The sequence below is a fragment of the Rossellomorea sp. LJF3 genome (assembly GCF_037046045.1).
Classification (GTDB): domain Bacteria; phylum Bacillota; class Bacilli; order Bacillales; family Bacillaceae_B; genus Rossellomorea.
Window position 1 is genome coordinate 69732 of sequence record NZ_JBANLY010000015.1, and the last position, 23675, is coordinate 93406.

At 45.5% G+C, this 23675-nt stretch carries 28 protein-coding genes; 12 read left to right on the top strand and 16 right to left on the bottom strand.

Annotated elements, in window-relative coordinates; all coding sequences use genetic code 11:
• The first annotated feature begins 146 nt into the window (after positions 1 to 146).
• Together V8G47_RS14665 and V8G47_RS14670 are read left to right on the top strand one after the other, a co-directional pair.
• Positions 147 to 1697 carry a hypothetical protein gene (locus V8G47_RS14665; RefSeq protein ID WP_336200787.1) on the top strand — a complete coding sequence of 517 codons (1551 nt, stop codon included), beginning with the start codon at positions 147 to 149 and terminating at the stop codon, positions 1695 to 1697.
• Between the two features lie 30 nt (positions 1698 to 1727).
• A complete protein-coding gene (locus V8G47_RS14670; protein WP_336200807.1) occupies positions 1728 to 2996 on the top strand; it encodes an ATP-binding protein in 1269 nt (422 codons plus the stop codon).
• Positions 2997 to 3050: 54 nt separating this feature from the next.
• Here the strand turns inward: V8G47_RS14670 and V8G47_RS14675 are convergent, their stop codons facing one another.
• Positions 3051 to 4412 (bottom strand): YjiH family protein, encoded by a 1362-nt coding sequence (locus tag V8G47_RS14675; protein ID WP_336200788.1) that lies wholly within the window; start codon positions 4410 to 4412, stop codon positions 3051 to 3053.
• A 366-nt stretch (positions 4413 to 4778) separates the two neighbouring features.
• Here V8G47_RS14675 and sda point away from each other — a divergent pair, with 366 nt between their 5' ends.
• On the top strand, positions 4779 to 4910 hold the full coding sequence (sda, locus tag V8G47_RS14680) for a sporulation histidine kinase inhibitor Sda (protein ID WP_224944160.1): 132 nt from the start codon (positions 4779 to 4781) through the stop codon (positions 4908 to 4910).
• Between the two features lie 124 nt (positions 4911 to 5034).
• On the opposite strand, the gene V8G47_RS14685 is transcribed toward sda, so the two are convergent.
• On the bottom strand, positions 5035 to 6348 hold the full coding sequence (locus tag V8G47_RS14685; protein WP_336200789.1) for a short-chain fatty acid transporter: 1314 nt from the start codon (positions 6346 to 6348) through the stop codon (positions 5035 to 5037).
• Positions 6349 to 6529: 181 nt separating this feature from the next.
• Here V8G47_RS14685 and V8G47_RS14690 point away from each other — a divergent pair, with 181 nt between their 5' ends.
• On the top strand, positions 6530 to 7399 hold the full coding sequence (locus V8G47_RS14690; protein WP_336200790.1) for a Cof-type HAD-IIB family hydrolase: 870 nt from the start codon (positions 6530 to 6532) through the stop codon (positions 7397 to 7399).
• Positions 7400 to 7458: 59 nt separating this feature from the next.
• Positions 7459 to 8550, top strand: a complete 1092-nt coding sequence (locus V8G47_RS14695; protein WP_336200791.1) for a PQQ-dependent sugar dehydrogenase — start codon at positions 7459 to 7461, stop codon at positions 8548 to 8550.
• 69 nt (positions 8551 to 8619) lie between these two features.
• On the opposite strand, the gene V8G47_RS14700 is transcribed toward V8G47_RS14695, so the two are convergent.
• From V8G47_RS14700 to V8G47_RS14710, 3 genes are all read right to left on the bottom strand, one after another.
• Positions 8620 to 8712 (bottom strand): putative holin-like toxin, encoded by a 93-nt coding sequence (locus V8G47_RS14700; protein ID WP_219169586.1) that lies wholly within the window; start codon positions 8710 to 8712, stop codon positions 8620 to 8622.
• Positions 8713 to 8797: 85 nt separating this feature from the next.
• On the bottom strand, positions 8798 to 9019 hold the full coding sequence (locus tag V8G47_RS14705; RefSeq protein WP_336200792.1) for a helix-turn-helix domain-containing protein: 222 nt from the start codon (positions 9017 to 9019) through the stop codon (positions 8798 to 8800).
• A 3-nt stretch (positions 9020 to 9022) separates the two neighbouring features.
• Complete coding sequence (locus tag V8G47_RS14710; protein ID WP_336200793.1) at positions 9023 to 9598, bottom strand: sigma-70 family RNA polymerase sigma factor; 576 nt, start codon at positions 9596 to 9598, stop codon at positions 9023 to 9025.
• A gap of 301 nt (positions 9599 to 9899) precedes the next feature.
• Here V8G47_RS14710 and V8G47_RS14715 point away from each other — a divergent pair, with 301 nt between their 5' ends.
• Positions 9900 to 10244 carry a hypothetical protein gene (locus V8G47_RS14715; RefSeq protein WP_336200794.1) on the top strand — a complete coding sequence of 115 codons (345 nt, stop codon included), beginning with the start codon at positions 9900 to 9902 and terminating at the stop codon, positions 10242 to 10244.
• 50 nt (positions 10245 to 10294) lie between these two features.
• On the opposite strand, the gene V8G47_RS14720 is transcribed toward V8G47_RS14715, so the two are convergent.
• The 8 genes from V8G47_RS14720 to V8G47_RS14755 form a co-directional block, all read right to left on the bottom strand.
• Positions 10295 to 11089, bottom strand: coding sequence for an SDR family NAD(P)-dependent oxidoreductase (locus V8G47_RS14720; protein WP_336200795.1), 795 nt, complete (start codon positions 11087 to 11089; stop codon positions 10295 to 10297).
• A 232-nt stretch (positions 11090 to 11321) separates the two neighbouring features.
• The gene (locus V8G47_RS14725; protein WP_336200796.1) at positions 11322 to 11969 is read right to left on the bottom strand and encodes a TetR/AcrR family transcriptional regulator; all 648 of its coding nucleotides are present in this window, start codon (positions 11967 to 11969) and stop codon (positions 11322 to 11324) included.
• Between the two features lie 34 nt (positions 11970 to 12003).
• Entirely contained in the window at positions 12004 to 13020 is a 1017-nt protein-coding gene (locus V8G47_RS14730) for an ABC transporter permease (RefSeq protein ID WP_336200797.1), read from the bottom strand.
• Entirely contained in the window at positions 13010 to 13738 is a 729-nt protein-coding gene (locus tag V8G47_RS14735; RefSeq protein WP_336200798.1) for an ABC transporter ATP-binding protein, read from the bottom strand. The genes V8G47_RS14730 and V8G47_RS14735 overlap by 11 nt, the downstream gene beginning before the upstream one ends.
• A gap of 171 nt (positions 13739 to 13909) precedes the next feature.
• The gene (gene bshB2 / locus V8G47_RS14740) at positions 13910 to 14593 is read right to left on the bottom strand and encodes a bacillithiol biosynthesis deacetylase BshB2 (protein ID WP_098438675.1); all 684 of its coding nucleotides are present in this window, start codon (positions 14591 to 14593) and stop codon (positions 13910 to 13912) included.
• Between the two features lie 34 nt (positions 14594 to 14627).
• On the bottom strand, positions 14628 to 14975 hold the full coding sequence (locus tag V8G47_RS14745) for a YojF family protein (RefSeq protein WP_034765008.1): 348 nt from the start codon (positions 14973 to 14975) through the stop codon (positions 14628 to 14630).
• A gap of 187 nt (positions 14976 to 15162) precedes the next feature.
• Positions 15163 to 15966, bottom strand: a complete 804-nt coding sequence (gene pdxK, locus V8G47_RS14750) for a pyridoxine/pyridoxal/pyridoxamine kinase (protein WP_336200799.1) — start codon at positions 15964 to 15966, stop codon at positions 15163 to 15165.
• A 155-nt stretch (positions 15967 to 16121) separates the two neighbouring features.
• Positions 16122 to 16472 carry a general stress protein gene (locus V8G47_RS14755; protein ID WP_159363113.1) on the bottom strand — a complete coding sequence of 117 codons (351 nt, stop codon included), beginning with the start codon at positions 16470 to 16472 and terminating at the stop codon, positions 16122 to 16124.
• A 133-nt stretch (positions 16473 to 16605) separates the two neighbouring features.
• On the opposite strand from V8G47_RS14755, the gene V8G47_RS14760 reads away from it, so the two are divergent.
• From V8G47_RS14760 to V8G47_RS14775, 4 genes are all read left to right on the top strand, one after another.
• Positions 16606 to 17364 (top strand): DUF4230 domain-containing protein, encoded by a 759-nt coding sequence (locus V8G47_RS14760; RefSeq protein ID WP_442970860.1) that lies wholly within the window; start codon positions 16606 to 16608, stop codon positions 17362 to 17364.
• A gap of 15 nt (positions 17365 to 17379) precedes the next feature.
• Positions 17380 to 18051: a uracil-DNA glycosylase gene (locus tag V8G47_RS14765; protein WP_336200801.1), complete on the top strand. Its 672-nt coding sequence runs from the start codon at positions 17380 to 17382 to the stop codon at positions 18049 to 18051.
• A gap of 288 nt (positions 18052 to 18339) precedes the next feature.
• Entirely contained in the window at positions 18340 to 18633 is a 294-nt protein-coding gene (locus tag V8G47_RS14770; RefSeq protein ID WP_079534160.1) for a YwdI family protein, read from the top strand.
• Between the two features lie 15 nt (positions 18634 to 18648).
• Positions 18649 to 19020, top strand: a complete 372-nt coding sequence (locus tag V8G47_RS14775) for a DUF423 domain-containing protein (protein ID WP_034765025.1) — start codon at positions 18649 to 18651, stop codon at positions 19018 to 19020.
• Positions 19021 to 19068: 48 nt separating this feature from the next.
• Here the strand turns inward: V8G47_RS14775 and gerQ are convergent, their stop codons facing one another.
• The 3 genes from gerQ to hemQ form a co-directional block, all read right to left on the bottom strand.
• The gene (gene gerQ, locus V8G47_RS14780; RefSeq protein WP_336200802.1) at positions 19069 to 19536 is read right to left on the bottom strand and encodes a spore coat protein GerQ; all 468 of its coding nucleotides are present in this window, start codon (positions 19534 to 19536) and stop codon (positions 19069 to 19071) included.
• 24 nt (positions 19537 to 19560) lie between these two features.
• Positions 19561 to 19983 (bottom strand): cell wall hydrolase, encoded by a 423-nt coding sequence (locus V8G47_RS14785; protein ID WP_079534165.1) that lies wholly within the window; start codon positions 19981 to 19983, stop codon positions 19561 to 19563.
• A 279-nt stretch (positions 19984 to 20262) separates the two neighbouring features.
• Complete coding sequence (gene hemQ, locus V8G47_RS14790) at positions 20263 to 21009, bottom strand: hydrogen peroxide-dependent heme synthase (RefSeq protein WP_034765034.1); 747 nt, start codon at positions 21007 to 21009, stop codon at positions 20263 to 20265.
• A 298-nt stretch (positions 21010 to 21307) separates the two neighbouring features.
• Here hemQ and pta point away from each other — a divergent pair, with 298 nt between their 5' ends.
• Together pta and V8G47_RS14800 are read left to right on the top strand one after the other, a co-directional pair.
• Positions 21308 to 22279, top strand: a complete 972-nt coding sequence (pta, locus tag V8G47_RS14795) for a phosphate acetyltransferase (RefSeq protein WP_336200803.1) — start codon at positions 21308 to 21310, stop codon at positions 22277 to 22279.
• Positions 22280 to 22511: 232 nt separating this feature from the next.
• Positions 22512 to 23354, top strand: coding sequence for a lipoate--protein ligase family protein (locus V8G47_RS14800; protein ID WP_336200804.1), 843 nt, complete (start codon positions 22512 to 22514; stop codon positions 23352 to 23354).
• Positions 23355 to 23675: the final 321 nt, after the last annotated feature.

Consider the following 23675-nt stretch of genomic DNA (forward strand, 5'->3'; position numbering starts at 1 on the left):
AAAAAATGACAATATTTGATATGTCCATGATATAATGAGAGAGAATGCAAGACAGGGAACTCCCTTTTGTGGAAAAAAATGGTGAAAGCGCATCTGGATTATGCTAAACTTCAGAAGTCTAACACATTCCAAAAGGGGGATTTCAGATGAGAGAAAAAATGAAAGTATTCGGTATACCTTTAGGGGTCATGGTGTTGTTTGTAGCTGCCCTGTTCGTTCACCAGCTATTTCTTGTGAAAGAACTTCCTCAGCCGGATTGGAGCAGGTCACTCCCACTTGATATTACTGCTGAAGAGAAGCCACAAGTGTTTCAAAACAATGAAGAGTTATATGTATCAAGTGAAGGACAGGTCCATGCCCTTACCATCACTGATGAACTGACCGTATCAAACGAGAAACGCATTGATACGAAAATCACAAGGGGCTACCCATTTTGGACAGATGGGAAGCAAGTCATCTATTATAAGAATGGGAACTTAGTCCTGACCCTGAATCAAAAGGATGAGATTCTTTCAAAAGAGATCACGGGATTAGGGACAGGAACAGATAAGATTTATTTTTGGAAAAAAGAAAAGTTGTTCCAGTATGGACTCAAAGAAGGTTCGATTGACGAAGTCTATACATTTCAGTCTGAAATTTCTGACATTCATATCGAGGCGGACGGCACTTCCGTCATACAGGTAAAAAAAGATGATACGCATGATTCAGTTTACTATATGGATGAAAAAGGGGAAGTAACTGAAAAACCGTTTATGATCGTGAATACAGCACCGAATAAAAAGATGGACGGATTGACGTTTAAAGCGGAGGATGGGGAGCTTAACGTGCTTTATAATGAGAAGTCCCGTACTCAAGGAACCCTTTCTTATAATGTGTACAAGGTACAGGCCCCGTTACAAGAATTAGGAGCCTCCATCCTGACCGGGAGTAAACTGGAGTTCGTGAATAAAAGCACCGGTGAAAAACTTGTAAGCCCCGGTGGAGTCCAGTTTGTGAAGCTCGGCGGAGAAGATTCGATCTTGTTCACGTCAGAAGGACAACAGGTCGGGGATAACAGCTCCATCCGCCTTTACTCGGCACCGTTTGAAGATGCAGACACGTTGGAGGGAACCTCTCTCAACACAACAAAACATGTGACGTATTTTCCTGTACAATTAACGGACGAATCACTGGTTTGGTTTAATTATGATGGTGGTACATATGAACTATATGGGGCATCTCAGAATGAGCAGGTGGTTTCAGAGAGTACTGAATGGTCTGGAAGATCAGTGAGGGAAGCCCTCAACAACGGGGTCCTCATGATGTTCAGCAGCATTGTCACCACCCTCACATCTTTTTATTGGTTTTTACCTTCTTTATTCCTGTTAATATTGCTTTATATATTCAGACCGAATGTATTTGAAAAAGACGGGATCAGCTGGGCGGAATATGCTTCAATCATCATCTTCCTCCTTATGCCGATCACCTATACAAGTAAAGCGATGAACCCATATTTTTACCAGGTGGCACCGGAGTATTTTGTGTTCCCCGGCAGCAGCTATGCACTGCTGTTGCTGTTAAGCGTCATCACCTGGGTGATCTGGAAGAAAGGAAGAGATCCCGAGTGGGGGTCCTTCGCAGGTGCCTTCTATTTTATGGGAATCTATGTCCTCTTTTATATCACATCGATTGGACCGTATATATTTAATTTATTTTAGAAAAAAGTATGAGTGAGACGGGTGACTAAAATGATAGAGAAAACGAATCGTACAAAATCACATGCATTCCACAAATTAATCATGATCATGATGGCTCTATTCGTGTTTCAGATCCTCGCTATACTCATGCTTGATAAGCCTTGGAACATCGTCGCTTCACTTCTTCTGGTGAGTACAGCGGCAGCGGTTCTCCTTTTCCTGTTAAAGGAAGGAAACCGGTTCATGCAAAAACACCAGAAACTGTTGGAAGAAGAGAATCAGCTCTCGACCCTTCTGCATTCACTGCCCGATTTTGTCTGTTTCAAGGATGGGGAAGGACGCTGGTTGAAGGTGAATCAGTTTGGACGGAAGCTGTATAATCTGGAAGGCATTGATTATGTCGGTAAGACGGATAAAGAGCTGGGCAAACTGGTTCCCTTCTTTAAAGACGCCTTTGACTATTGCATCGATTCCGATGAGGAGTCATGGAAAGCAGAACAAGTCACACGGTGTGAAGAAGGGTTTTTTCTTCCGAACGGAGAGTTCAAGACCTTTGACGTCATTAAAGTCCCTTTATTCCATTCGAATCATGAACGAAAGGGACTGGTCATCATCGGCAGGGATATTTCCCAGCAGAAGATCGCCGAAGAAATGCTGTTAAGAAAAGAGAAGCTTTCCGTTGTGGGGGAACTGGCGGCAGGGATCGCACATGAAATCAGAAATCCCCTCACAAGCATCAAAGGCTTCATTCAGCTGCTGGAAGAAAATGAGCATGTATCCGGCCACTACCTTAAAGTCATGTCTTCTGAAATGGATCGGATCAATCAAATCGTTGGAGAGCTGCTCATTTTATCCAAGCCTCAAATGAGGGAATACCAGTCATTTGATATGAGTGACGTCATGAGGTATGTAGTCAAGGTCATGGGACATGAAGCCCTTCTTAAAGGCATCACGTTGAATATACAACTTCCATCCTCCCCGATCCATGTGTTCGGGGATAAGAATCAATGCATACAAGTCTTCATCAATATTATTAAAAATGCCATTGAGTCCATGGATGAAGGGAAAATCGATGTCGACTGGAAATTAAGGAATGAGTCTATTCATATCATCATCGAGGATGAGGGGACCGGCATCCCTCCTGATCGTTTGAAACGACTGGGAGAGCCGTTCTTCACCCTGAAGGAAAAGGGCATGGGACTGGGTCTAACGATCAGTCAAAAGATCATCGAAGACCATAAAGGATCCCTTCAGATTGAGTCGGAAGTGAACAAAGGAACGAAAGTGGAAGTCACCTTTCCGGTGGTTCAAAAGCATTAATACTTTTTCCTATCAAAAAACCCAGGTTCAAATCCGAACCTGGGTTTCCTATTTTTAAAAAATCATATGAGCAATCGCTACAATTACAAGTAACGTCAAGAATGTACGCTGCAGGAAGATGATGACCAGGTCCTTGAAATCGACAGGGATCTTGGACCCTAACAGCAATCCTCCAACCTCGGACATGTAGATCAACTGCGTAACAGATAAGCAGGCGATGACAAAGCGCGTCAGCTCACTTTCAATTCCGGATCCGAAGATGGCCGGCAGGAACATATCAGCAAACCCGACAAGGATGGAGCGTGATGCTTCCGTTGCTTCCGGGATTTGCAGAAGCTCGAGGATCGGAATAAGCGGCATACCGATGTATTCGAAGAACTTCGTATTCTCGGCAACAATCAGGGCCGTCGTCCCGATCGCCATGACGATGGGAGCTACCCCCATCCACATATCCAACACGTTTTTCATTCCATCAGAGAAGAACTTCGATGCACTGTTGTTGTTCTTTGCCTGTACAAGAGCCTGCTCGTAGCCATAACCGACCCGGCTGTAACCTTCAGGGATCTCTTCCATCGTGTTCTTCCCTTCCTGACCATTGAAATACGTGTCAGGCTTTCGGGATAGAGGCGGGATCCTCGGCAGGATAATCGCTGCAAGGAGTCCGGAGGCCGATACGGTCAGGTAAAATGGAATGAAGTATTCCCCAAGATTCACCTGGGAAATGACGACAAGGCAGAAGGTGATGGATACGACTGAGAAGGTTGTCCCAATGACCGCTGCTTCCTTCTTCGTATAATACCCATCTTCATATTGCTTACTTGTCAATAATACGCCGATCGTACCGTCCCCAAGCCATGACGCTAAGCAGTCAATGGAGGAACGACCCGGGAGGCCGAATACAGGACGCATGATTTTCGTTAAGAGTGCCCCGAATAATTCCAGTAGTCCAAAATTCAATAATAGCGGCAGGAAGAGCCCTGCAAAAAGAAATACAGAAAAAAGAATGGTAAGAAGTCCGTCCGCGTTTAACAGAAGTCCCCCTGTTGCATCAGACCAGACCCACTCAGGCCCTAATTTAAACAGAGTCATCACGGCAAAGATGGCGCCGACTACTCTGACAACGGCCCATACAGGTCGAACATCGAATAGACTTGAAAAAAACGGTGATTTCTCAATGAAATCCGGGTGTGCGAGCTTTGTGATGAACGTCCCGATGACCGTCAGGATGATCAAGCCTGTCATAATGAACGGTACATAGCTGCCGATCCAATCCTGCAGAAGCCCGGATAAGACCGCGATCGGTATCGTAATCCCGTCTTTCCCCGGAATCGGTATCATAAATAAGAAAACTCCCAATAAGGAAGGGATGATAAATCGTAAATGACTTGCTAGTGTAAAGCGATGTTGCTGATTCATAAATTCACCTCAGAAATAGTAGTAACGGAAAAATGAAACATTATTCATTCTAATGCATACATATAAATTTGTCCATAGAAAGTTCCAGGAAAGGCATGTATGTATCCCTCAAATGGTTTTCCCAAAGAAGGGACAGGTCAAACATACAGTGGTAAATAAATCATAAGTAAGGAATGCCACAAAAAAGAAAGCGCTATCTTTATGTACACCTTTCATTTTACTAAAATTTTTAAAAATTTCAATAATAACTCAGGTACAGGTGAGTTTTGAACTAATAAAAGATTATATATTTTGAAAATAGAGGTTTATCCTTCTTTTAAGTGGGTATAAAGAATTCATACCTTAGATAGTCAGGAGTTGTAATGGATGACGTCTTTAACAAAACTTACAGAAGAACAGTTGGCCAATGTCTATCAATTGGCACAGGAAGAGGGTTTGGAAGAAGAATTTATTGAGATGTTAGAAGGGGAGCTGGAGAGAAGGGAAAGTGTACGATAGAAGGTAAGCCAATATAAAAGATAATGAGTGTCTATACATACCGGCCGGTCTCTTAGGAGGCCGGCCTTTTTATGATTCCAAGTAAAAAGCGCCATCCCGGAGAATGGCACTTTTGTTTATTCCACTACAAAAATAGTAATCCCAGTGAAATGACGACGCCACTGATGACAAGGATGATCACACAATATCCCATAATATCCTTTGCCTTCAGTCCCGCGATGGCTAATGCCGGCAAAGCCCAGAATGGCTGGATCAAATTGGTCCATGCATCACCCCATGCAACGGCCATAGCGGTCTTGGCGACCGATGCATCGAGGGTTTGAGCGGCATCGAGCATGATCGGAGCCTGAACGGCCCACTGTCCTCCACCGGAAGGAACGAAGAAGTTGACGATCCCTGCGCTCAGGAAGGCAAAGAAGTAAAACGTCACATCATTTGATATCGATACGAAAGCTTCACTCATGACCACAGCGAGTCCGGATGCCGTCATCATCCCCATGATCCCCGCGTAGAAAGGGAACTGGATGACAATTCCGCTTGCCCCTTTAATGGCCTCTTGTACAGCGGCAAGGAAGCGCTTCGGCGTACCATGGAAGAGGATGCCCAGAAATAGGAACAGAAAGTTGACGATATCTAAATTTAGTGCGAAACCATTTTTAACAAAGTACGAGAATAAAAACACAATTCCGAGCACCGCCACAATAATCGATAAGATCATACTGTTCTCAAGCTTATCGGCAGGAGTCAACGCTTCTTTTTCAAGGGTGGCAGCTGTTTCATTGAAGAGCTCAGGGTCAACCGCTATCGTCTCCTCTTTAGCTGGCATTAACATCCTGTTTGTGATTGGCAGGACAATGAATAATGCCGCCACGATGATGAGAGTGGACGTTGCGAAGATGGTTTCATTGGTCGAGATGACCCCGATCAGATCCTGGAACGGATGACCGTCAGTCGCAATCGATAACGGGATCGACCCGGAGAATCCTGCATGCCAGACCACAAATCCTGAGTAGGCACTGGCAATGAGCAAGCGGTAATCGACGCCCTTCACCCGTTTGGCCAGTTCTTTTGCAAACAATGCCCCGATGACCAGTCCGAACCCCCAGTTGATCCAGCTTGCAATCATGGAAACGACGGTCACGATCACAATGGCAGAACCGGGAGATTTTGCAAACGAAGCAAGAAACCCGAGGAACCGTTTAAATAATGGACTGCTGGCAAGAACGTACCCTGTCACAAGGACCAGTACCATCTGCATGGAAAAGGCAAGCAGGCTCCAGAATCCGTCCCCCCAATACTGAACCATCTCAAGACTCGAACTTTCAGTGAAAATGAGCCCAAGACCGAACACGACCAACGTTAAAATGACCACAAATAAAAATGGATCCGGTAAATAACGCTGCATGATTTTGTTAGATAATGAAATAAGTCCTTTCATCTTCATCCCCCTAATAAAAATATACCTCCATACTATTCTTCTATAGTGATGAATGAAAACCCTTTCAATTTCTGATAATTGACAGAATCCAGATTTTGAACGTCCATTACTATAAGTGAATAAATATTTCATGATACAATGGCTAAATTAAGAATATTCAACAACAGGAAGGTGTTTACAAATGATTACATTCATTGCTACAGATATGGACGGAACGCTATTAAATGAAAACCAGGAAATCAGTGAAGCGAATAAGCAGGCTATCCTGGACGCACAGGAGCAGGGAATCGAAGTAGTGGTTGCCACAGGCCGGTCATATGAGGAAGCCCGTTATGTCATACAGGAGGCAGGCATCTCGTGCGATATCGTCTGTGCCAATGGAGCAGAAGTGCGGAACAAACAAGGTGACATCATCTATCAGGCAGGGATTGAATCAACCCGCGCAAGAGAGATTGCCGCTGTCTTGAATGAAACCGGCATTTACTTTGAAGTCTACACCGATCAGGGAACGTATACGGAAAACTATGAAATGGGAGTCGAATTGATCGTCAACATTTTCACAACGGCCAATCCCGGCGTGTCTGAAGAACAAGTGAGACAAGCTGCCAGGGAGCGCTTCGAAAAAGGACATATCAAACTGGTGGAAGATTACGGGGTCCTATTCGCAGATGACAGCCAGCTTGTATACAAATTCCTTGTATTCTCCTTTGATGAGAAGCAGCTGCAGGAAGCGAACGAGAAATTAAATGCACTTACAGGCATCGCCATCAGCTCATCGGGTAAAGAGAATATTGAAGTGAACAGCCTAGAGGCACAAAAAGGCGTCGCCCTTGAGAAACTCCTGAAAGATAAAGGGCTGTCTCCTCAGAACGCCATGGCCATGGGGGATAATCTCAACGACCTGTCCATGATGAAAGTAGTCGGAAGACCCGTAGCCATGGGAAATGCCCTGGATCAGATTAAAGACTTCTGTCCATTCATCACGGCAACCAATAAGGAAGATGGTGTGGCCAAAGCCATTCAGGAAGTCATCCAACAGCCGGCAAAGTAATGAGAACCTCTTCTGTTGTCCATACTGGTTAAAAAGAGTGAATAAGGGGAGCTGGTAGGATGAAAATCAAAATGAGTTGGCTCGTATTGATCGTCAGTCAGAGCTTATTACTTAGTGCGTGTTCGTTCGGACAGCCAGATGTGCAGCAGGAAGAAAGTGAATCGGTCACGAGACCAAGTGTCGAGAGTAAGGTAGTGGCGCAGGACCTCTCCATTCCCTGGTCCATCCAGAAGCTTGGGGATGTGTTCTACCTTACACAAAGAACAGGTGACATTGTTGAAATAAAGGATGGAAAAAAATCCGTAGTCAAAACCAGTCTTTCCAAGCCATTATCGGATCGACCCGAAGCGGGACTGCTGGGGTTTGTGCTTCATCCCGATTTCAAGACCAATCATCAGGCATTTGCCTACTATACGTACGATGATTCCGGGGACAATTACAACCGGGTCGTATCCCTGAAGCGGACTGCAAACCAATGGACCGAGGAAAAACTCCTGTTGGACCGGATTCCAAGCGGGCAGTATCATCAAGGTGGCAGGCTTGAAATCGGTCCCGATCACAAGCTCTATATTACCGCCGGGGATGCCACAAGGCAGGATCATGCTCAGGATCCCTCATTCCTCGGTGGGAAAATTCTTCGTATGGAGTTGGATGGTGGGATCCCGTCGGATAATCCATTTGACCATTCATACGTTTACAGCTACGGCCACCGGAATCCCCAAGGCCTTGCGTGGAATGGGAAAGGTGAACTTTATGAAACCGAACATGGCCCGAATGGATATGATGAAGTCAACCTGATCATGGCCGGAAACAACTACGGCTGGCCGAAGATCACGGGAGATGAAAAGGACGAGTCCATGATTTCCCCGCTGGCAAACTCCGGTGAACCTTCATGGGCCCCTTCAGGAGCGGATTTCTGGAAGGAAGATTTCGTGTTCGCAGCCCTGGCTGGTCAAAGCGTAAAGCGGTTTGATACGGGAACGGGGGAAGTAACCGATCTTCTCACAGGATTTGGACGTGTCAGGGATGTGCTGGTGGAAGGGGACACCCTTTATTTTGTCTCCAACAACACAGATGGGCGGGGAATCCCCCGTGAGAACGACGATAAGTTGTATGAGGTGGATCTGAAGTCAGTGATGAATGAAGAATAGAGTGACGGAAGCCTTCCTCTCGTTTTGGGGAGGTTTTTTTGCAAAAAAAAAACACGCTCAAAAGCGTGTTCATGAATGTTTATTTTCATCATTGGCTTTCAGAATCGCAATCACGAACATCCCAAAGCTGAGCATCAGAGATAATACTTCGAATGTATTCATTATACATCGCCTCCTTATTCTAAGGCTTCCCGGATTCAAGATTGTCCTATACGCTTGAAACAAATGGAATATTTTTCTCCTGATCTTACTGCTTCTTTTCGTCAAATAATCCCGGTATATTTTCCAATGAATAGTCCCTGACATACCGGATCAATCTGATTTTTAGCTCCTGCTCAAGGTCGTCCCTGTTTTCGAGTCGGGTCAGGTACAGCGATTTCCTGATTTTCGGTTCGAACCTCCTGATGATCTTCGTTTCATATTCCGTGTTGCCCTTCGCTTCTTTGACTAGATCGTATAAAATTCCCATGGTTTATGATTCTCCTTTTTCTAAAATGGATTTTAATTTGCGTAACGCTTTTCGATGGGTCTTAGAGATGGCTTGTTGGGATACGCCCTGTATCCTTGCAATCTCCGTATCAGATCGTTCTTGTACATAGGCTAAATCCAGGATATGCTTCTGTTTGTCGGTCAATGTTTTATAGGCCTGCAGGAGCTCCTCGTTCTCCAGGCATTCCATTAAAGTCGAATAATTGGTGAAAGGTGCAATATCCGAGTCCGGATCCGGAACAAGGTCCACATATGATCCACCATCTTCACCCACCTGGTCATCCAGGGTAAGAGGATGCCGTTCGCTATATTTTCTTATATGTTTGTCAAAGTTCACACTGTGAAAATAAAGGGATGAACTGACGTAAGAGGTAAATCGGATATCAAAATAATAGGCTTTAAACGCTTCGTTTAAATGATCTTCCTTACTTGCGCTGGGATGACGTAAAAAATCTTCGACTAATTTCCGGTTCTCCGTTTGACTGATAAAGGACTCAACGGCTTTATTGTATTTGAGATGAGGATAATGACGATAAAATTCACTCACTAATGGATCCATTTTTTTCACCACCAATAGAACATATGTTCGATTTTAAAGTAAAAAAAAGAGGAGAAAAATTCTCTCGGCTTTTACTCTATAAAGAAGCGGAAGGGACCCATTTCCACAACCTTCTTCTCTTTAATCGATCCATAGTACTATCTATTAAATCATATATTACAGAATCAAGTAAGTGATGAATGCACTAATTTTCCCTTATTATCCACTTATTAGAACGATTAATGATTTTATAAAGGGGTTGCAGGGTAGTTTATATAATATAGTATACAAGGTTCATTCTCTATGAAAGGGAAGTGATGGGATGAGTGGTAAATGGGTGTTCGCCTTTCTTTTGGGAGGTTTGTTGCTGGGTGGATGTGCTGCAGATGATGGGAAGAAGGACCAGGATTCTACTGAAGTCCATTCGGATGTACCTGCTGACGAAACGGACCAGCCTGCGAGCAAGATGGATGTTCTGGCCAACGATGAAAAGATCATAGAGATGCTAAAGAAGACCGGAGTCATATCGGAAGACGCTTCACATGAAGAGATTGAAAAGGCACTTCAAAAATACCTCCAGGATAAAAACAGTGACCAGCTCACCAATGAAAAAGAAAAGAAAAAATACATTGATGAAATTAAAAAGAAGATTCAAGAGGGCAGCTAGAAACGTGAAACGGGCAAGGGTCAACAACCCCTGCCCGTTTCTTCATGGGATTAGCGCATGACGCTGCCCCCTGAAATTTTGACTGACTCCCCGACAATGTTTTCGGCAGCATCACTTAATAGATAGACGATGGTGTTGGCGACTTCAACAGGAGAGGTCAATCTTCCTGAAGGAATGCTGTCCTTCGCAATCTCCAGTTGTTCCTCATAGCTTCTGCCTTCCCGTTCCCCTTTTGACTGAATGGCGTTTCGACCCATTTCTGTATCGACATATCCGGGACAAATGGCGTTCACTCTGATATTGTGCTCGATCGCTTCATGGGCAAAGGCCTGTGTGAACCCTGTCACCGCAAACTTGGACGCACTGTACGCACTGTTTCCGTGGGTGCCTCTCAGTCCGGAGAGGGAAGAGATGTTGACGATCGCACCTTTTTCTACTCCCTTCATTTGGTTATATACGGCCTGGGAGAGCTGGACCAATGAAAAATAGTTCAGCTCCATGATTTTTCGCAGATCGTCTTCGGATAATTTCTCCACCATATCACCGCCGCCTATCCCGGCTGAATTCACGAGCCCTGTGATGACGCCATGCTGCTCTCTTGCCGCAGTTAAAAGCTGTTCGCGGTCATCACAACTCGTCAGGTCCGCTTTATAGAGGAAGACCCTGTCTGGATCCTGACAGTCTGCTTTCAGCTCATTCAGCTTTTCCTCATTCCTCCCTGTAATCGTCACCCTGGCGCCCGCTTGAACGGCTGCTTTTGCCGTTTCATATCCAATGCCGCCAGTGGCACCGGTGATGAGGATATGCTGATCTTTCAACGTGCTTTCATGAAAAAGGAAACTCATTCTATTACCTCCTTGTGATGTATAGTACGTTTTTACCCGATGGGGGGAGGTGGGAAACGGATGAGTGGGATTTCGGTTTTGATAATAAAATCCCGTTTTTGAAAATAAAAGGGTGAGATTTGAAAATAAAAATGGATTTTTGAAAATATAAGTGGTGGAATTGAAAATAAACGCTCCAGGAATCCACGCACAACAGAAAAAAGACCCCGATTTGGAGTCCTTTCAGCACGTTTTATCTCTTCCCGATTCCGTTTACGATCATTTGCACGGTCATTTCGATCTCTTTTTCATCATTCCATTCGGCTTCAGGAAGGAAGAGGTACCGAACGATGAGCAAGCCGAAGATGCTAGTAGCGGAAAATCGCACGACAGCGGGGGACGGCAGGTCGATAATCTGTCCCTTCTCTTTATAATGATCCACGAGGCGGACGAATTTTTCGAATACCTTTTCAGCGATATGCTCTCTGAACTGTTCTTTCAGCTCAGGATGAAAAGGGATTTCCTGTATCAATATTTTAAAAGCCGTCATATTCTCTTTCAGGAACTCCTGGCGATTCAAAATCATCGCTTTCAGGAAATCTTCGTACCGGTCATATTTGGCATCAAGCACTTTATTGAGATCCCGGATCACAAAGGGAGCGATCAGTTTGGCCATCGTAGGGGACACAATCGAAAGAAGCAGGTCCTTCTTTGTTTTGTAATGCCGGAAGATGGTTCCTTCTGCGACGCCTGCCTTTTTGGCGATTTGACTGGTGGAAGTGGAGGCGTAGCCTTTTTCAGCGAACATTTCGATGGCGGCCTCCACGATTTTCTGTTGTTTTTCTGTCAGCGATTCTTCTTCATCGAATAACTGTTTGAATATATTTTTTTCTTCAGACATTTTCAAACCCCTAACTTGTTCGGTCATTCCTACCCTATATTTTACGGTATTTTCGGAGGGCTGCAACATTAAGGACGATAAAGAGTAGAGAAAAACCGATCAGTACGGATAGATTAAAGAGCAGATCACCGAATGCATAGCCTCGTATCATCACGTCCCTTAATGCATCAGCGGCATAATAAAGCGGGGTGATGGGTCCGATCCAGCTCAGCCACCCGGAGATGGTCTCCAGATTGAATAGCCCTGAGAAGAAGATCTGAGGAACCACGACGATCGGAATGAACTGCATCATCTGTAATTCATTTTTAGCAAAAGCAGACAGCAATATTCCGAGAGTAAGAGCGGTGAACGATAACGAGACGATGATGATCAATACGTTAAAAAAACTGCCTTTCATCATCATATCCAGGATATAAATCGAGTACCAAGAAATCAGGGATGCCTGAAGGAGCGTCACAATCCCGAAGCCGATGACGTAACTGACGACCATTTCCCAGATTTTAATGGGAGAAGCAAGCAACCGCTCAAGGGTCCCCGTCGTTCTCTCTCTTAAAAAGGAGACTCCACTGATTAAAAAGACGAAGAAAAAGACGAAAAATCCAAGGAGGACGGGTCCAAATGAGTCAAACATCCCCATATCCTTACTTCCGTGCACATACTTCACTTCATCGGTCATGTTTTGTGAAGGAGATGGGAACAAGGTCTGGATCTTTTTCATGACGGCCCCATTGACAGTGGGATCGCTTCCTTCGATGACAATGGATGGTGTAGTGGGGTCTTCGAATGAAATATAGCCATCCAGTTCGCCACTTTTAACGTCCTTCAATGCTTCATCGGGGTTCGGATAGACTTGAAAATCCTCTGTATCAACCTTCGCTTCCAACTGTTGCGGCAGATCCACAATGGCGACCTTTGCGTCATAATCCTCCGTGTCAAAAACAAGGGACAGCATGCTGAGGATCAGGAGCGGTGCCAGGAACATCAAGGCCAATGTGCGTTTATCCCGGAGTAGCTGCTGAAGGATACGGACGACAAACCCTCTAATTCTCAACGGAAACACCTCCATTTTTCAAAAAGACATCTTCAATTGAAGTGACCCCATATGTTTCTTTAATCCCGGCAGGCGTGTCGCTTGAAATGATTTCTCCATGCTGCAGGAGACCGAGTACATCGCATCTTTCGGCTTCATCCATGACATGAGTCGTGATGATCAGCGTCCTGCCTTCTTCTTTCAGGCGGTGAAAGCTGTCCCAGATTTCTTTTCGCAGTACGGGATCGATCCCGACGGTCGGTTCATCAAGAAAAAGGACTTCAGGGTCATGAAGGAGGGCGATGGCGAGTGAGAGTCTTCGCTTCATCCCGCCTGAATACTGATGAACCGGCTTGTTCAGGTGTTCCAGAAGATCAACGGTGTTCATCACTTTTTCGATTTGCGCTTTTCGTTCGGCTTTCTTTAATCCGTACAGGGACGCCATGAAGGATAGGTTTTCTCTGGCGGTCAGCTCATCGTATAGGGCATCGGATTGAGACATATATCCGATGGTCGGGTACAGGTCGCCTGCCTTCAGCTTGTTCCCCTTGAAGGTCACCGTTCCGGATGAGGGCGTTTCAAGTCCGATCATGAGCTTGATGATCGTCGTTTTACCTGAGCCTGACGGGCCCAATAATCCATAGATTTGGCCTTTAGGAATGTTGAGATTGATCGTTTGTAATACATTCTGTGAGCCAAAAGACTTTGACAGCTCACGTAATTGGATAATGGGATCCATGTGAATCACACCTTTCAAAAAATAGTGAGTGATTACTCACTTATAATATAAAGTAAGTAGATCATTCTGTAAAGTGAGTAATCACTCACTATTATATTCTTTCTATTTTTTCATAGAAGGCCCCACATGAAAAAAAGAGCCTGAGCAACGGCCCAGACTCTTCTTACCTTATTATTTTACGTTGTCATTTTCCCATTGATAGCTCCAGAATCGTTCAACGGTGACCCATTTTAATGATTCAGGATCATTCTGCTGGATCCCTTTTTCAAGATCTTTCAGCATCCAGGCTGTTTGGGAGATGTGGGCCTTCATGGCACCGATTTTTTGATCTTTGACTGGTGTGATATCAACAAAGATATCGGGTTTCCCCAATTCTTCTTCGCAATTCTTAGAGAATGCCAGGCAGTGAAGCTTTGGCCTTGACGCTTTCGGAAGGCGTCTGACGGCACGGACGACGGCTCTTGCCGTTGCTTCATGATCCGGGTGGACGGAGTAGTCCGGGTAGAACGTGATGATGAGGGACGGATTTAATTCCTCGATCAGCTCCGTCACCATATTTGAAAGCTTTTCATCATTTTCAAATTCAAGGGTCTTATCACGGTAACCCATCATGCGAAGATCCTGTATCCCCATCACATCGGCGGCTTTTTGCAGCTCTTTTTTCCGGATTAAAGGAAGGGATTCCCGGGTCGCGAATGGCGGGTTCCCTAAGTTCCTTCCCATTTCCCCTAATGTGAGGCATGCATAGGTGACGGGGGTTCCATTGTTCACGTGGGTGGAAATGGTCCCTGATACACCAAATGCTTCATCATCCGGGTGAGGGAAGATGACCAGTACCTGTCTTTCTTTTTCCATTTTGACCTCTCCTTTATTTATAGGTTGAAGTAGTTTAATTGAAAGGGGTCGGACTGATTTCAAGGGCAACGGCGAGTTTCCCGTCCCCGCCATGTCCAGCGAGCAGCAGGCGGCCCTGTTCATCGAATTCATAATGAGTCAGACCCTCGGCATAGATCCAGCCGAGTTCGATTTTAAGGCCGACACGGTAAGGTCCGTCCCCGATGATTTTTCCGTGCTCATAGTTCACTTTTGCGTTGCGTATATAGGCTCCCGCGGAGAAGAAGCCTTCATTGAAGTGTGAAGCGTAGGCTCCATTGGTGGTTTCTAAATGTATATAAACGTCCTGACGGGCAAGCTGGGTGATGATTCCCTGCACATCGGCAATCTTGATCGGTTCCATTCTTTTTCCTCCTTAAATACAGAAAAGACTCTTAACCATTATGTACTATCTTACTAAAATTCATGAGTGATTGCGAAAAGTATGATTGAGGAGGAAGGGGGGATTCGTGACAATAGAGGTCCGTCCCTCAAAAAAGGTGCCAGGCACGAAAGGGTTGATTCGTGCCTGGCACCTGGCCGGGAAAGAATTATTTATTGAAACGGTTGTAGGCTCCGTGCATGACGGGTCCTACGTATTCGTTCAGTTTGAAGCCGTGTTTGATGGCCGCTGTGACGAATGTTTTGGCGTTTGTGACGGCTTCCTTCACGTCTTGTCCATTGGCAAGGTTTGCGGTGATGGCTGCTGCGAACGTGCATCCAGCCCCGTGGTTATACGTCGTTTCCACTTTTTCTTCTTCAAGCAGGGTGAATTCATTCCCGTTAAAGAATAGATCCAGTGCTTTATCGTGCTTTAATTGCTTTCCGCCTTTGATGACAACGTTTTTCGCTCCCAGGTCGTGAATCTTCTTGGCTGCTTCCTTCATTTCATCAATGGTTTTAATCGGACCTGTCCCGGCAAGCTGACCCGCTTCGAACAGGTTCGGGGTCACGACAGTCGCGCGCTGCAATAGATGTTCTCTCATAGCGTCGGTTGTTTCAGGGTGAAGAACTTCATCTTCCCCTTTACATACCATGACTGGATCGATGACAACTTTATTTAAACCGAATGCATCGATTTTTTTCGCTGCAAGTTCGATGATCTCGACCGTGCCGAGCATCCCTGTTTTCATGGCATCGATCCCGACAGACATAACCGTTTCCAATTGTGCTTCCAGAGTGTCGATGGACAGTGGGTGAACGTTATGGTGCCAATGGTTGTCAGGGTCCATGGTCACGACAGTGGTAAGAGCCGTCATACCATATACGCCGTGCTCCTGGAAGGTTTTAAGGTCGGCTTGGATCCCGGCGCCTCCGCTTGTATCGGATCCGGCAATCGTGAGTGTTTTTTTCATGGCTGCATTCCTCCTGTGGTTTCGTTTCATTGTAAAAGTCTGACTAAAGGATATAATATCGGATGGTTAAATACAAATCATTTTGGCTATGGATGACGACAAAAAAGACGCCGGATGAAAAACCATCGACGTCTTTACACAGCTGTCAGGCCAACTTAGAAGGGTTTCGCATTATTATTCGTAGCTTCTTTGGAAGCGACGATGACAAGCTTGCCTTTATCAAGTTCTTCCTCATAGGCATCGGCTTCTGCCTGATTCATCCCTACGGACTTCATTTTCGAACGCAGTTCATCTCCGCGGCTGTTGAACATATTACTCATGGATTCAAGGATTCCCTGCTCCTTTATACCGGTTGATTCCGTATTTGTTGCCTCGGTAATGTGTTTAGAGCGATGTTTGTCATGAGCGAATACGTAAATGTCATCTTTCGTATACCCTTCACTTGTGAACATGTCGATTTCCTTTTTGGCTTCTACTGCATTTTCAACTGTTAGAACCTTATACATGATCATTACCTCCGTGTTTTTATGTCTTGTCCCTTCTTTTCCCGGTAAGATCAACTTCAAACTTACCAAAATATAGAAGTAGAATAATGGTTTCCAAGATTCTACATTATTTCCTATAATAGAAGAGAGGAAGGTGAGGGATTTGACAAGTCAATACAAGAAAATACAAGAATTGGAAGAGATCCTGGCAGACTTGAAGGCGACTGAAAGACAAACAGGTGCCTCTTTGGCCGTTGAAAATAGAAGCAGCAGGCGTCGGGGATTGACCCATACACTCCTGACTTTTTGGAAGAGGAGATTCGTGCTCTTTCTGTTGGTGTTCCTGTTAGTGACAGGAGGAGCAGCGATAGGGGTCTACTCCTTGTTATCGGGCTCTACTTTTACAGAAGAAAGGGGTTCATTTGTGGAACGGATTCAAGAGATGAGTTCACTGGCTACGGCTCAAGGGTTTGTGAAAGCGGTGATCGAGCAGGAAGATAATCAATTATTCGGGAAAGAAATCAATGCGGACCTCCCCGGAACGAAACGGAAGCTTCTGATGGTCGTGCCCGGAACTGTTCTTGCAGGGGTCGATTTACAAGGGATTGATGAGAAGGATATAGTAGTAGATGAAGAGAAGAAAGAAATTCAATTAACACTCCCCCGTGCCGAAATCCTTCAGGAACCGTCGATCGATACGGACAACATCAAGACCTTTTCCGTAGAAGGGATCTTCCGGAACGATGTGGATTGGAATGAAGGATTTGCCCTTGCGGAAGTGGCGAAGGATCAAATCAGTCAGGAAGCGATCGAACAGGGGATCCTTCCAGCTGCTGAAAAAAATGCTGAAAAGTCATTGAAGGGTTTCTTTGAACAATTAGGATACGATGTGACGATTGAATTTCAAAACTAGAAAGGGTGTCTTCAAGTGTCGGCAATTTTTCAAAATGATTGGGCAGACGTTCTGGAAGATGAACTTCAGAAGGAGTACTACCGGGAGTTACGGGAATGGCTGAAAGGGGAGTATCAAACGAACCTCACTCATCCACCCATGCACGATATTTTCAACGCTTTTCACTATACAGCCTATGAGGACGTAAAGGTTGTCCTACTGGGGCAGGATCCGTATCATGGAGCAAATCAGGCAGAGGGGCTGAGCTTTTCTGTGAAAAAAGGGGTCAAAATTCCTCCCTCCCTGCGAAATATGTATAAAGAGCTTCACGATGACGAGGGATGTCCGATTCCCGCACATGGCTCATTGGTAAAATGGGCTGAACAGGGTGTCCTCCTATTAAATACAGTGCTGACCGTTGGGGACGGCAAGGCCCACTCCCATCGAGGGAAGGGGTGGGAACGGTTCACCGATCGAGTCATTTCCTTATTGAATGAACGGGAGAAGCCGGTGGTGTTTTTGCTATGGGGGAAGCCTGCCCAGGCCAAGCAGTCGTTGATTGATTCATCCAGGCACTACATTGTCACGGCTCCCCATCCAAGCCCGTTATCGGCCCACCGCGGTTTCTTTGGAAGCAGACCGTATTCAAAAACGAACGGGTTTCTTCGTGAACAGGGAATGGAAGAGATCGACTGGTGTATAGAGTAGCGATGTTTCACGTGAAACACTGAGGGAGGAAACTTTGTGAAAAAGGAAGAAAGGATCAACTGTTTTCAATGTCAGTATTTTTATACAACGTGGGAGCAGGCTCATCCGCGGGGATGTAAGGGTTACGGGTTTAAAACAAAGGCGATGCCTTCCCTTGTGGTTTTTCAATCCTCCGGGAGCCCATGCATGAAATTCAAGGCGAAACAAAGATGATATTTGCGAAATCCTTCAATAAGAATTAGGATAAAGACGTACATACTGTAGACCTTGTGGAAGGAGTCAATCATTGTGAATATCCCACATCAATCATTAATCAAGAAAATCGAACATGAACTCGGTAAAGCGAAGTCTGCTGAAAAGTCCCAGCAGATCCGGGAGCATGTTTATTCAATAAAGGCACTATGTGAGGTATTGCTGGAGGAGAACAACGGGGCATCCACGCAAGCCGCGTTTTCCCAACCTCAGCAAACCATGCCGTATTTCCAGGAATCACAGCCGGTACAGAAGCCCGTTTCCATTCAGAAGGAAGAGCCTCTCGAAACGGATGACGGAGCCAATGGCAATTCTTTATTTGACTTTTAACCTAGGAGGTTCATCATGAAAACATTTATCATTATCGGTGCCATCAATGCCTTTTTATCTGTGGCACTGGGAGCTTTCGGTGCCCACGCATTGGAAGGGAAGATTTCACAGAAGTACATCGATACGTGGAATACAGGGGTACTTTATCAAATGTTCCATGCAATCGGGATCATAATCGTCGGAGTACTGATGGGGAATGTTACGCCAACATCCCTGCTTTCCTGGTCGGGCTGGCTGATGCTGATCGGAACGATTCTTTTCTCTGGAAGCCTTTATGTACTGAGCATCTCGGGAGTGAAGATCCTTGGGGCCATCACCCCCCTTGGAGGGGTCAGCTTCCTTGTCGCCTGGGTACTCTTGATCGTATTCGCAGCGAAAACGTTATAAACAAAAAAGATACCCTGTCAGGAAGCGGATTTCCTGACAGGGTATTTTTTAGCGTTGGGAATAGCTTTGCATGGAGCCCCCCGCACCGTATGGATATTCATACTCAATTTCTTCATCAAATGTGATGTAATCAAGATAAATCATCGGAATGAGGTACCTTGTGCCGGTTTGCGGGTCGCTCAGGATAAGGTGATCCCGGCCGGCGGCTTCAATGATCCCCTTGAACACCTTCGCATTCCATTCCTTGTTGTTTTCAAACGTCGTATAAACCGTCGCGACTTTTCCTTTATTCAACCTGAGAATATTCTCGATATACGACTCTTCAATCGGAAGCATTCCCGGAACATTTTGAGAAGGCGCCGGGGCATTCGTAGGGGAAGGAATTTGAAACCCTCCACCGCCTTGCTGCTGAGGATAGTATTGTCCCTGACCTTGCCCACCACCGTAATACTGACCATAAGGATTATAAGCAGATTGATTATACCCTTGATACGGGTTTGATTGTTGGTTCGCCAAACCGAATACCTCCTTTAAGTAAGATTAATATACTTTCGGACAATCACCTTGAGTGGGTTGATAGAAACAGTGGGACTTGAACCGCCCGGAGTTTGACTGGTTATACCATTGATCCGGACAGCTGCCGGCCGGCTTAAAGAACCAAAGGGAGTAAGACGCAGGGTGATATCTGCCACCTTTAATGGTCTTCCGCGCCAAATCGATCTCCTTCTGCCGGGCCCGCTGATAAAAGTAGCTTTTCTGGGTGGCCTCGAATCCACCTGGGCTTTGAAACACCATGTCCTGAAGATTAGCCAGTTTCTTAAAGTCAAGGCAATCGGACAGGACCCGGTTCACACCGACATTCCCCACCATCAGCATCCCAAGCTGTCCTTCACCCTCGGCCTCAGCCCTCATCAATCGAGCCAGGAGCTTCACTTCCTTCTCGTTATAAGGAATAACAGCCATCTTCCCACCTCACTTTAGAAGATGCTATGTCTCACTATTTCATGTCTATGTTGTGGGGGAATAATATATTCTTGTGTTTTTTGAATGGAGGAGGGGGAATCGATTGTTAAAATAAGTGGTTGTTTTGAAAGTGACCGTTCCTTTCCGCTTCAGGCACAAGACTCGCGCGGGGAGGCTCAACTCACGCCCCGCGGAAAGCGAACACCTGGAGTGGAAATCAACCAACATCTTTCTGATAATAAAACGACAAGCCCCAGGGACTTGTCGTTTGTCATGTATTTAGTTCACGTGAAGGAATTTTGAGATGGCTTCTTCTTTTAATAGGTTTCCTACGTAGAAGGCACCGAACTCACCGAAGCGGGCGCTTACTTCATCAAAACGCATTTCGTATACAAGCTTTTTGAACTGAAGCACATCATCGGCGAACAGAGTGACACCCCATTCGTAATCATCGAAACCAACAGAACCCGTAATGATTTGTTTCACTTTGCCTGCGTATTGGCGGCCGATCATACCATGACTTCTCATCATGTCACGACGCTCTTCCATCGGCAGCATGTACCAGTTATCATTCCCCTGGCGACGCTTGTCCATCGGGTAGAAGCAGACATGCTTCGCTTTCGGAAGGATCGGGTAAATGCGTTCCTGTACGTATGGATTCTCGTAAGGATCGCCCTCTGAAGGCATATAGTTACCAAGTTCCACTACAGAAACATATGAGAATGTCGGGATGGTGAACTCAGCGATTTTCAGCTTGTTGAATTCATTTTCCAGCTCATTTAATTCTTCCATTGTCGGACGAAGGATCATCAGCATGAAGTCTGCTTTCTGCCCAACAATCGTGTAAAGGGCGTGGCTTCCTTCTTTTGCATCCTGAGTGCTGTTCAATCGATCTAAGAAACGGTGGAATTCTGAAATCGCCGAGGCTCTCTCTTCACTCGGAAGCATCTTCCATGAAGTCCAGTCCATTGCGCGAAAATCATGCAGGGAATACCAACCATCTAATGTTTGTGCCGGTTCTGCCAACGTAATCACTCCTTAAAGTACTTTTTCCAACTTTACTATATCATAGTTTCACCTTAGAGTAAGAATACAAAACCCAATGTCGCTAAAATGGCACAAATAGCGGATAGACGGTGGATTTCTGGAACACACTATCCTCGTAGATTGTCATACAGGCTTAGGCTATTCCCGGATTGGGTAAAAATTATTAGAAAACAAAGACTTTTATATTGAAACCGGTATCATTACTCCTTTTCCTTGAATTCCTCAATGAGAAGAGTATTCTAAGATTGGATATGTATAAATCAAGGAGGTTCCTCTATTGAGCAACTTATTTACAACATTAAAAGATAAAGTAAAAGGCAAAGAGTTAAAGATCGTTTTCCCTGAGGGGACGGACGAACGCATTCTGACAGCAGCATCCCGTTTGTCTGCTGACGGCATCCTGACACCGATCGTAGTCGGAAACGTGGATGAAGTGAACGCCAAAGCGGATCAGCTGGGTGTGAAGCTTGACGGCTGTGACATCGTAGACCCGGCGTCATTTGCTGGCATGGACGAGCTTGTGAAAGCATTTGTGGAACGTCGTAAAGGTAAAGCTACTGAAGAAGATGCGAAGAAGATCTTACTAGACGGCAACTACTTCGGTACGATGCTGGTTTACACCGGCCAGGCTCATGGACTTGTAAGCGGCGCAGCCCACTCAACAGCTGATACGGTTCGCCCGGCCCTGCAGATCATCAAAACAAAAGAAGGCGTCCGTAAGACATCAGGTGTCTTCATCATGGTACGTGAAGACGAGAAGTATGTATTCGCTGACTGTGCGATCAATATCACACCTGACAGCCAGGATCTAGCTGAAATCGCCATCGAAAGTGCGAAGACAGCTGACATGTTCGACATCGATCCACGCGTTGCGATGCTGAGCTTCTCGACAAAAGGATCGGCTAAGTCACCTGAAACGGAAAAAGTGGTAGAAGCCGTATCTCTTGCTAAAGAAAAAGCACCGGAACTGACTGTCGACGGTGAATTCCAATTTGACGCTGCCTTCGTTCCATCCGTAGCGGAAAAGAAAGCACCGGGTGCAGACATCCAAGGGAATGCCAACGTATTCGTATTCCCAAGTCTTGAAGCAGGAAACATCGGGTACAAAATCGCCCAACGTTTAGGAAACTTCGAAGCAGTAGGCCCTATCCTTCAAGGACTGAACGCCCCTGTGAACGATCTTTCCCGTGGCTGTAACGAGGAAGATGTGTATAAGCTTGCATTGATTACGGCGGCTCAAGCGCTGTAAGGAGATAGATGTATCGGGAAACCGGATCCTTTAGGGGGTTCGGTTTTTTTGCGGTGGTTGCCTGTTAAATATCGCCATTTTTTTGACAGGCAAAAAATGAGGAGAATCCACCTGTCAAACGAACCTCAAGTTTTAAAAGGCAATCCGATAAAGATTGTCCAACCACCTTTTCAGCAACCCCACCAATATGTGATATAATGAGCTCGCATGTTGTAAGTGAAGGAGAAGCGTTATGGATAAGGAAAAAGCATATGCACTGCTTCGTCAAGATCGATGGAGAGTGATTGATCAATCAAGTTTGGGACCGATGTTCGGGGCCCTGCAGTCGTTTGCCATGGACGATACATTGTGCACGGTGATCGGAGCAGGTCAGTCTGATCCGACGGCACGCTCATGGGTCCATCATCAAACGGTTGTATTAGGTATTCAAGATACAAAGCTGCCGTTTCTTTCGGATGCTTTAAAGGTGCTGGAAGAGGAAGGCTACCGATATATTGTACGAAATTCCGGGGGCCTTGCGGTCGTGTTGGATGAAGGGGTATTGAATCTCTCATTGGTTTTCCCGGATTCTGAAAAAGGCATCGACATTAACCGTGGCTACGACGCTATGTGGCTTTTGGTAAAGGATATGTTCAAGGAATTTGATGTGGAGATCGAAGCGAAGGAGATCACACAGTCTTACTGTCCCGGCAGTTATGATCTCAGCATCAACGATCAGAAGTTCGCAGGGATCTCCCAGCGGAGGATCCGGAACGGGGTAGCCGTTCAGGTGTATCTTTGCGTCAGTGGAAGCGGTTCTGATCGGGCGGGATTGATTCAGCGTTTCTATGAGGCCGGACTGAGGGATGGAACGTCGAAGTTTACGTTCCCGACGATTGACCCTGAGGTGATGGCTTCTTTATCGGAGCTCTTAGGAGTTGAATTATCGATTCAGGATGTGATGCTCCGATTTCTGCAGTCGTTGAAAGGATTCAGCGGCGAATTTTACAGCAGTGCCCTCCAGGGGGAAGAGTATGGGATGTACGAGATGTATTATCAGCGGGTCGTGGATCGGAATGAAAAGGTGTTGGGATAAGGGAGAGAGCTGGACTTCGGTTTATATGGGGGTCCGGCTTTTTTTGTTGGATGGAATGGAAAAATACTCAATTAATAAAATAATGACGCAATCAAAGCTGATTTCGACGCAATAAAAATAAAAATGACGCAATGCCCCCGGATTATGACGCAATTCCCTGGTTACGCCCACCTACCTTGAGGATATAAGAGCCCATTCTAGCTGAAAAGGAGTCAAGTCCTTTATATTGTGTAAATTCCATACTTGTCTTTCTTAACTGTAAATTGAATATAGGTACTCCATTCAACATTTTTTTGCGAAACTTCCATAATTAATTTCTTC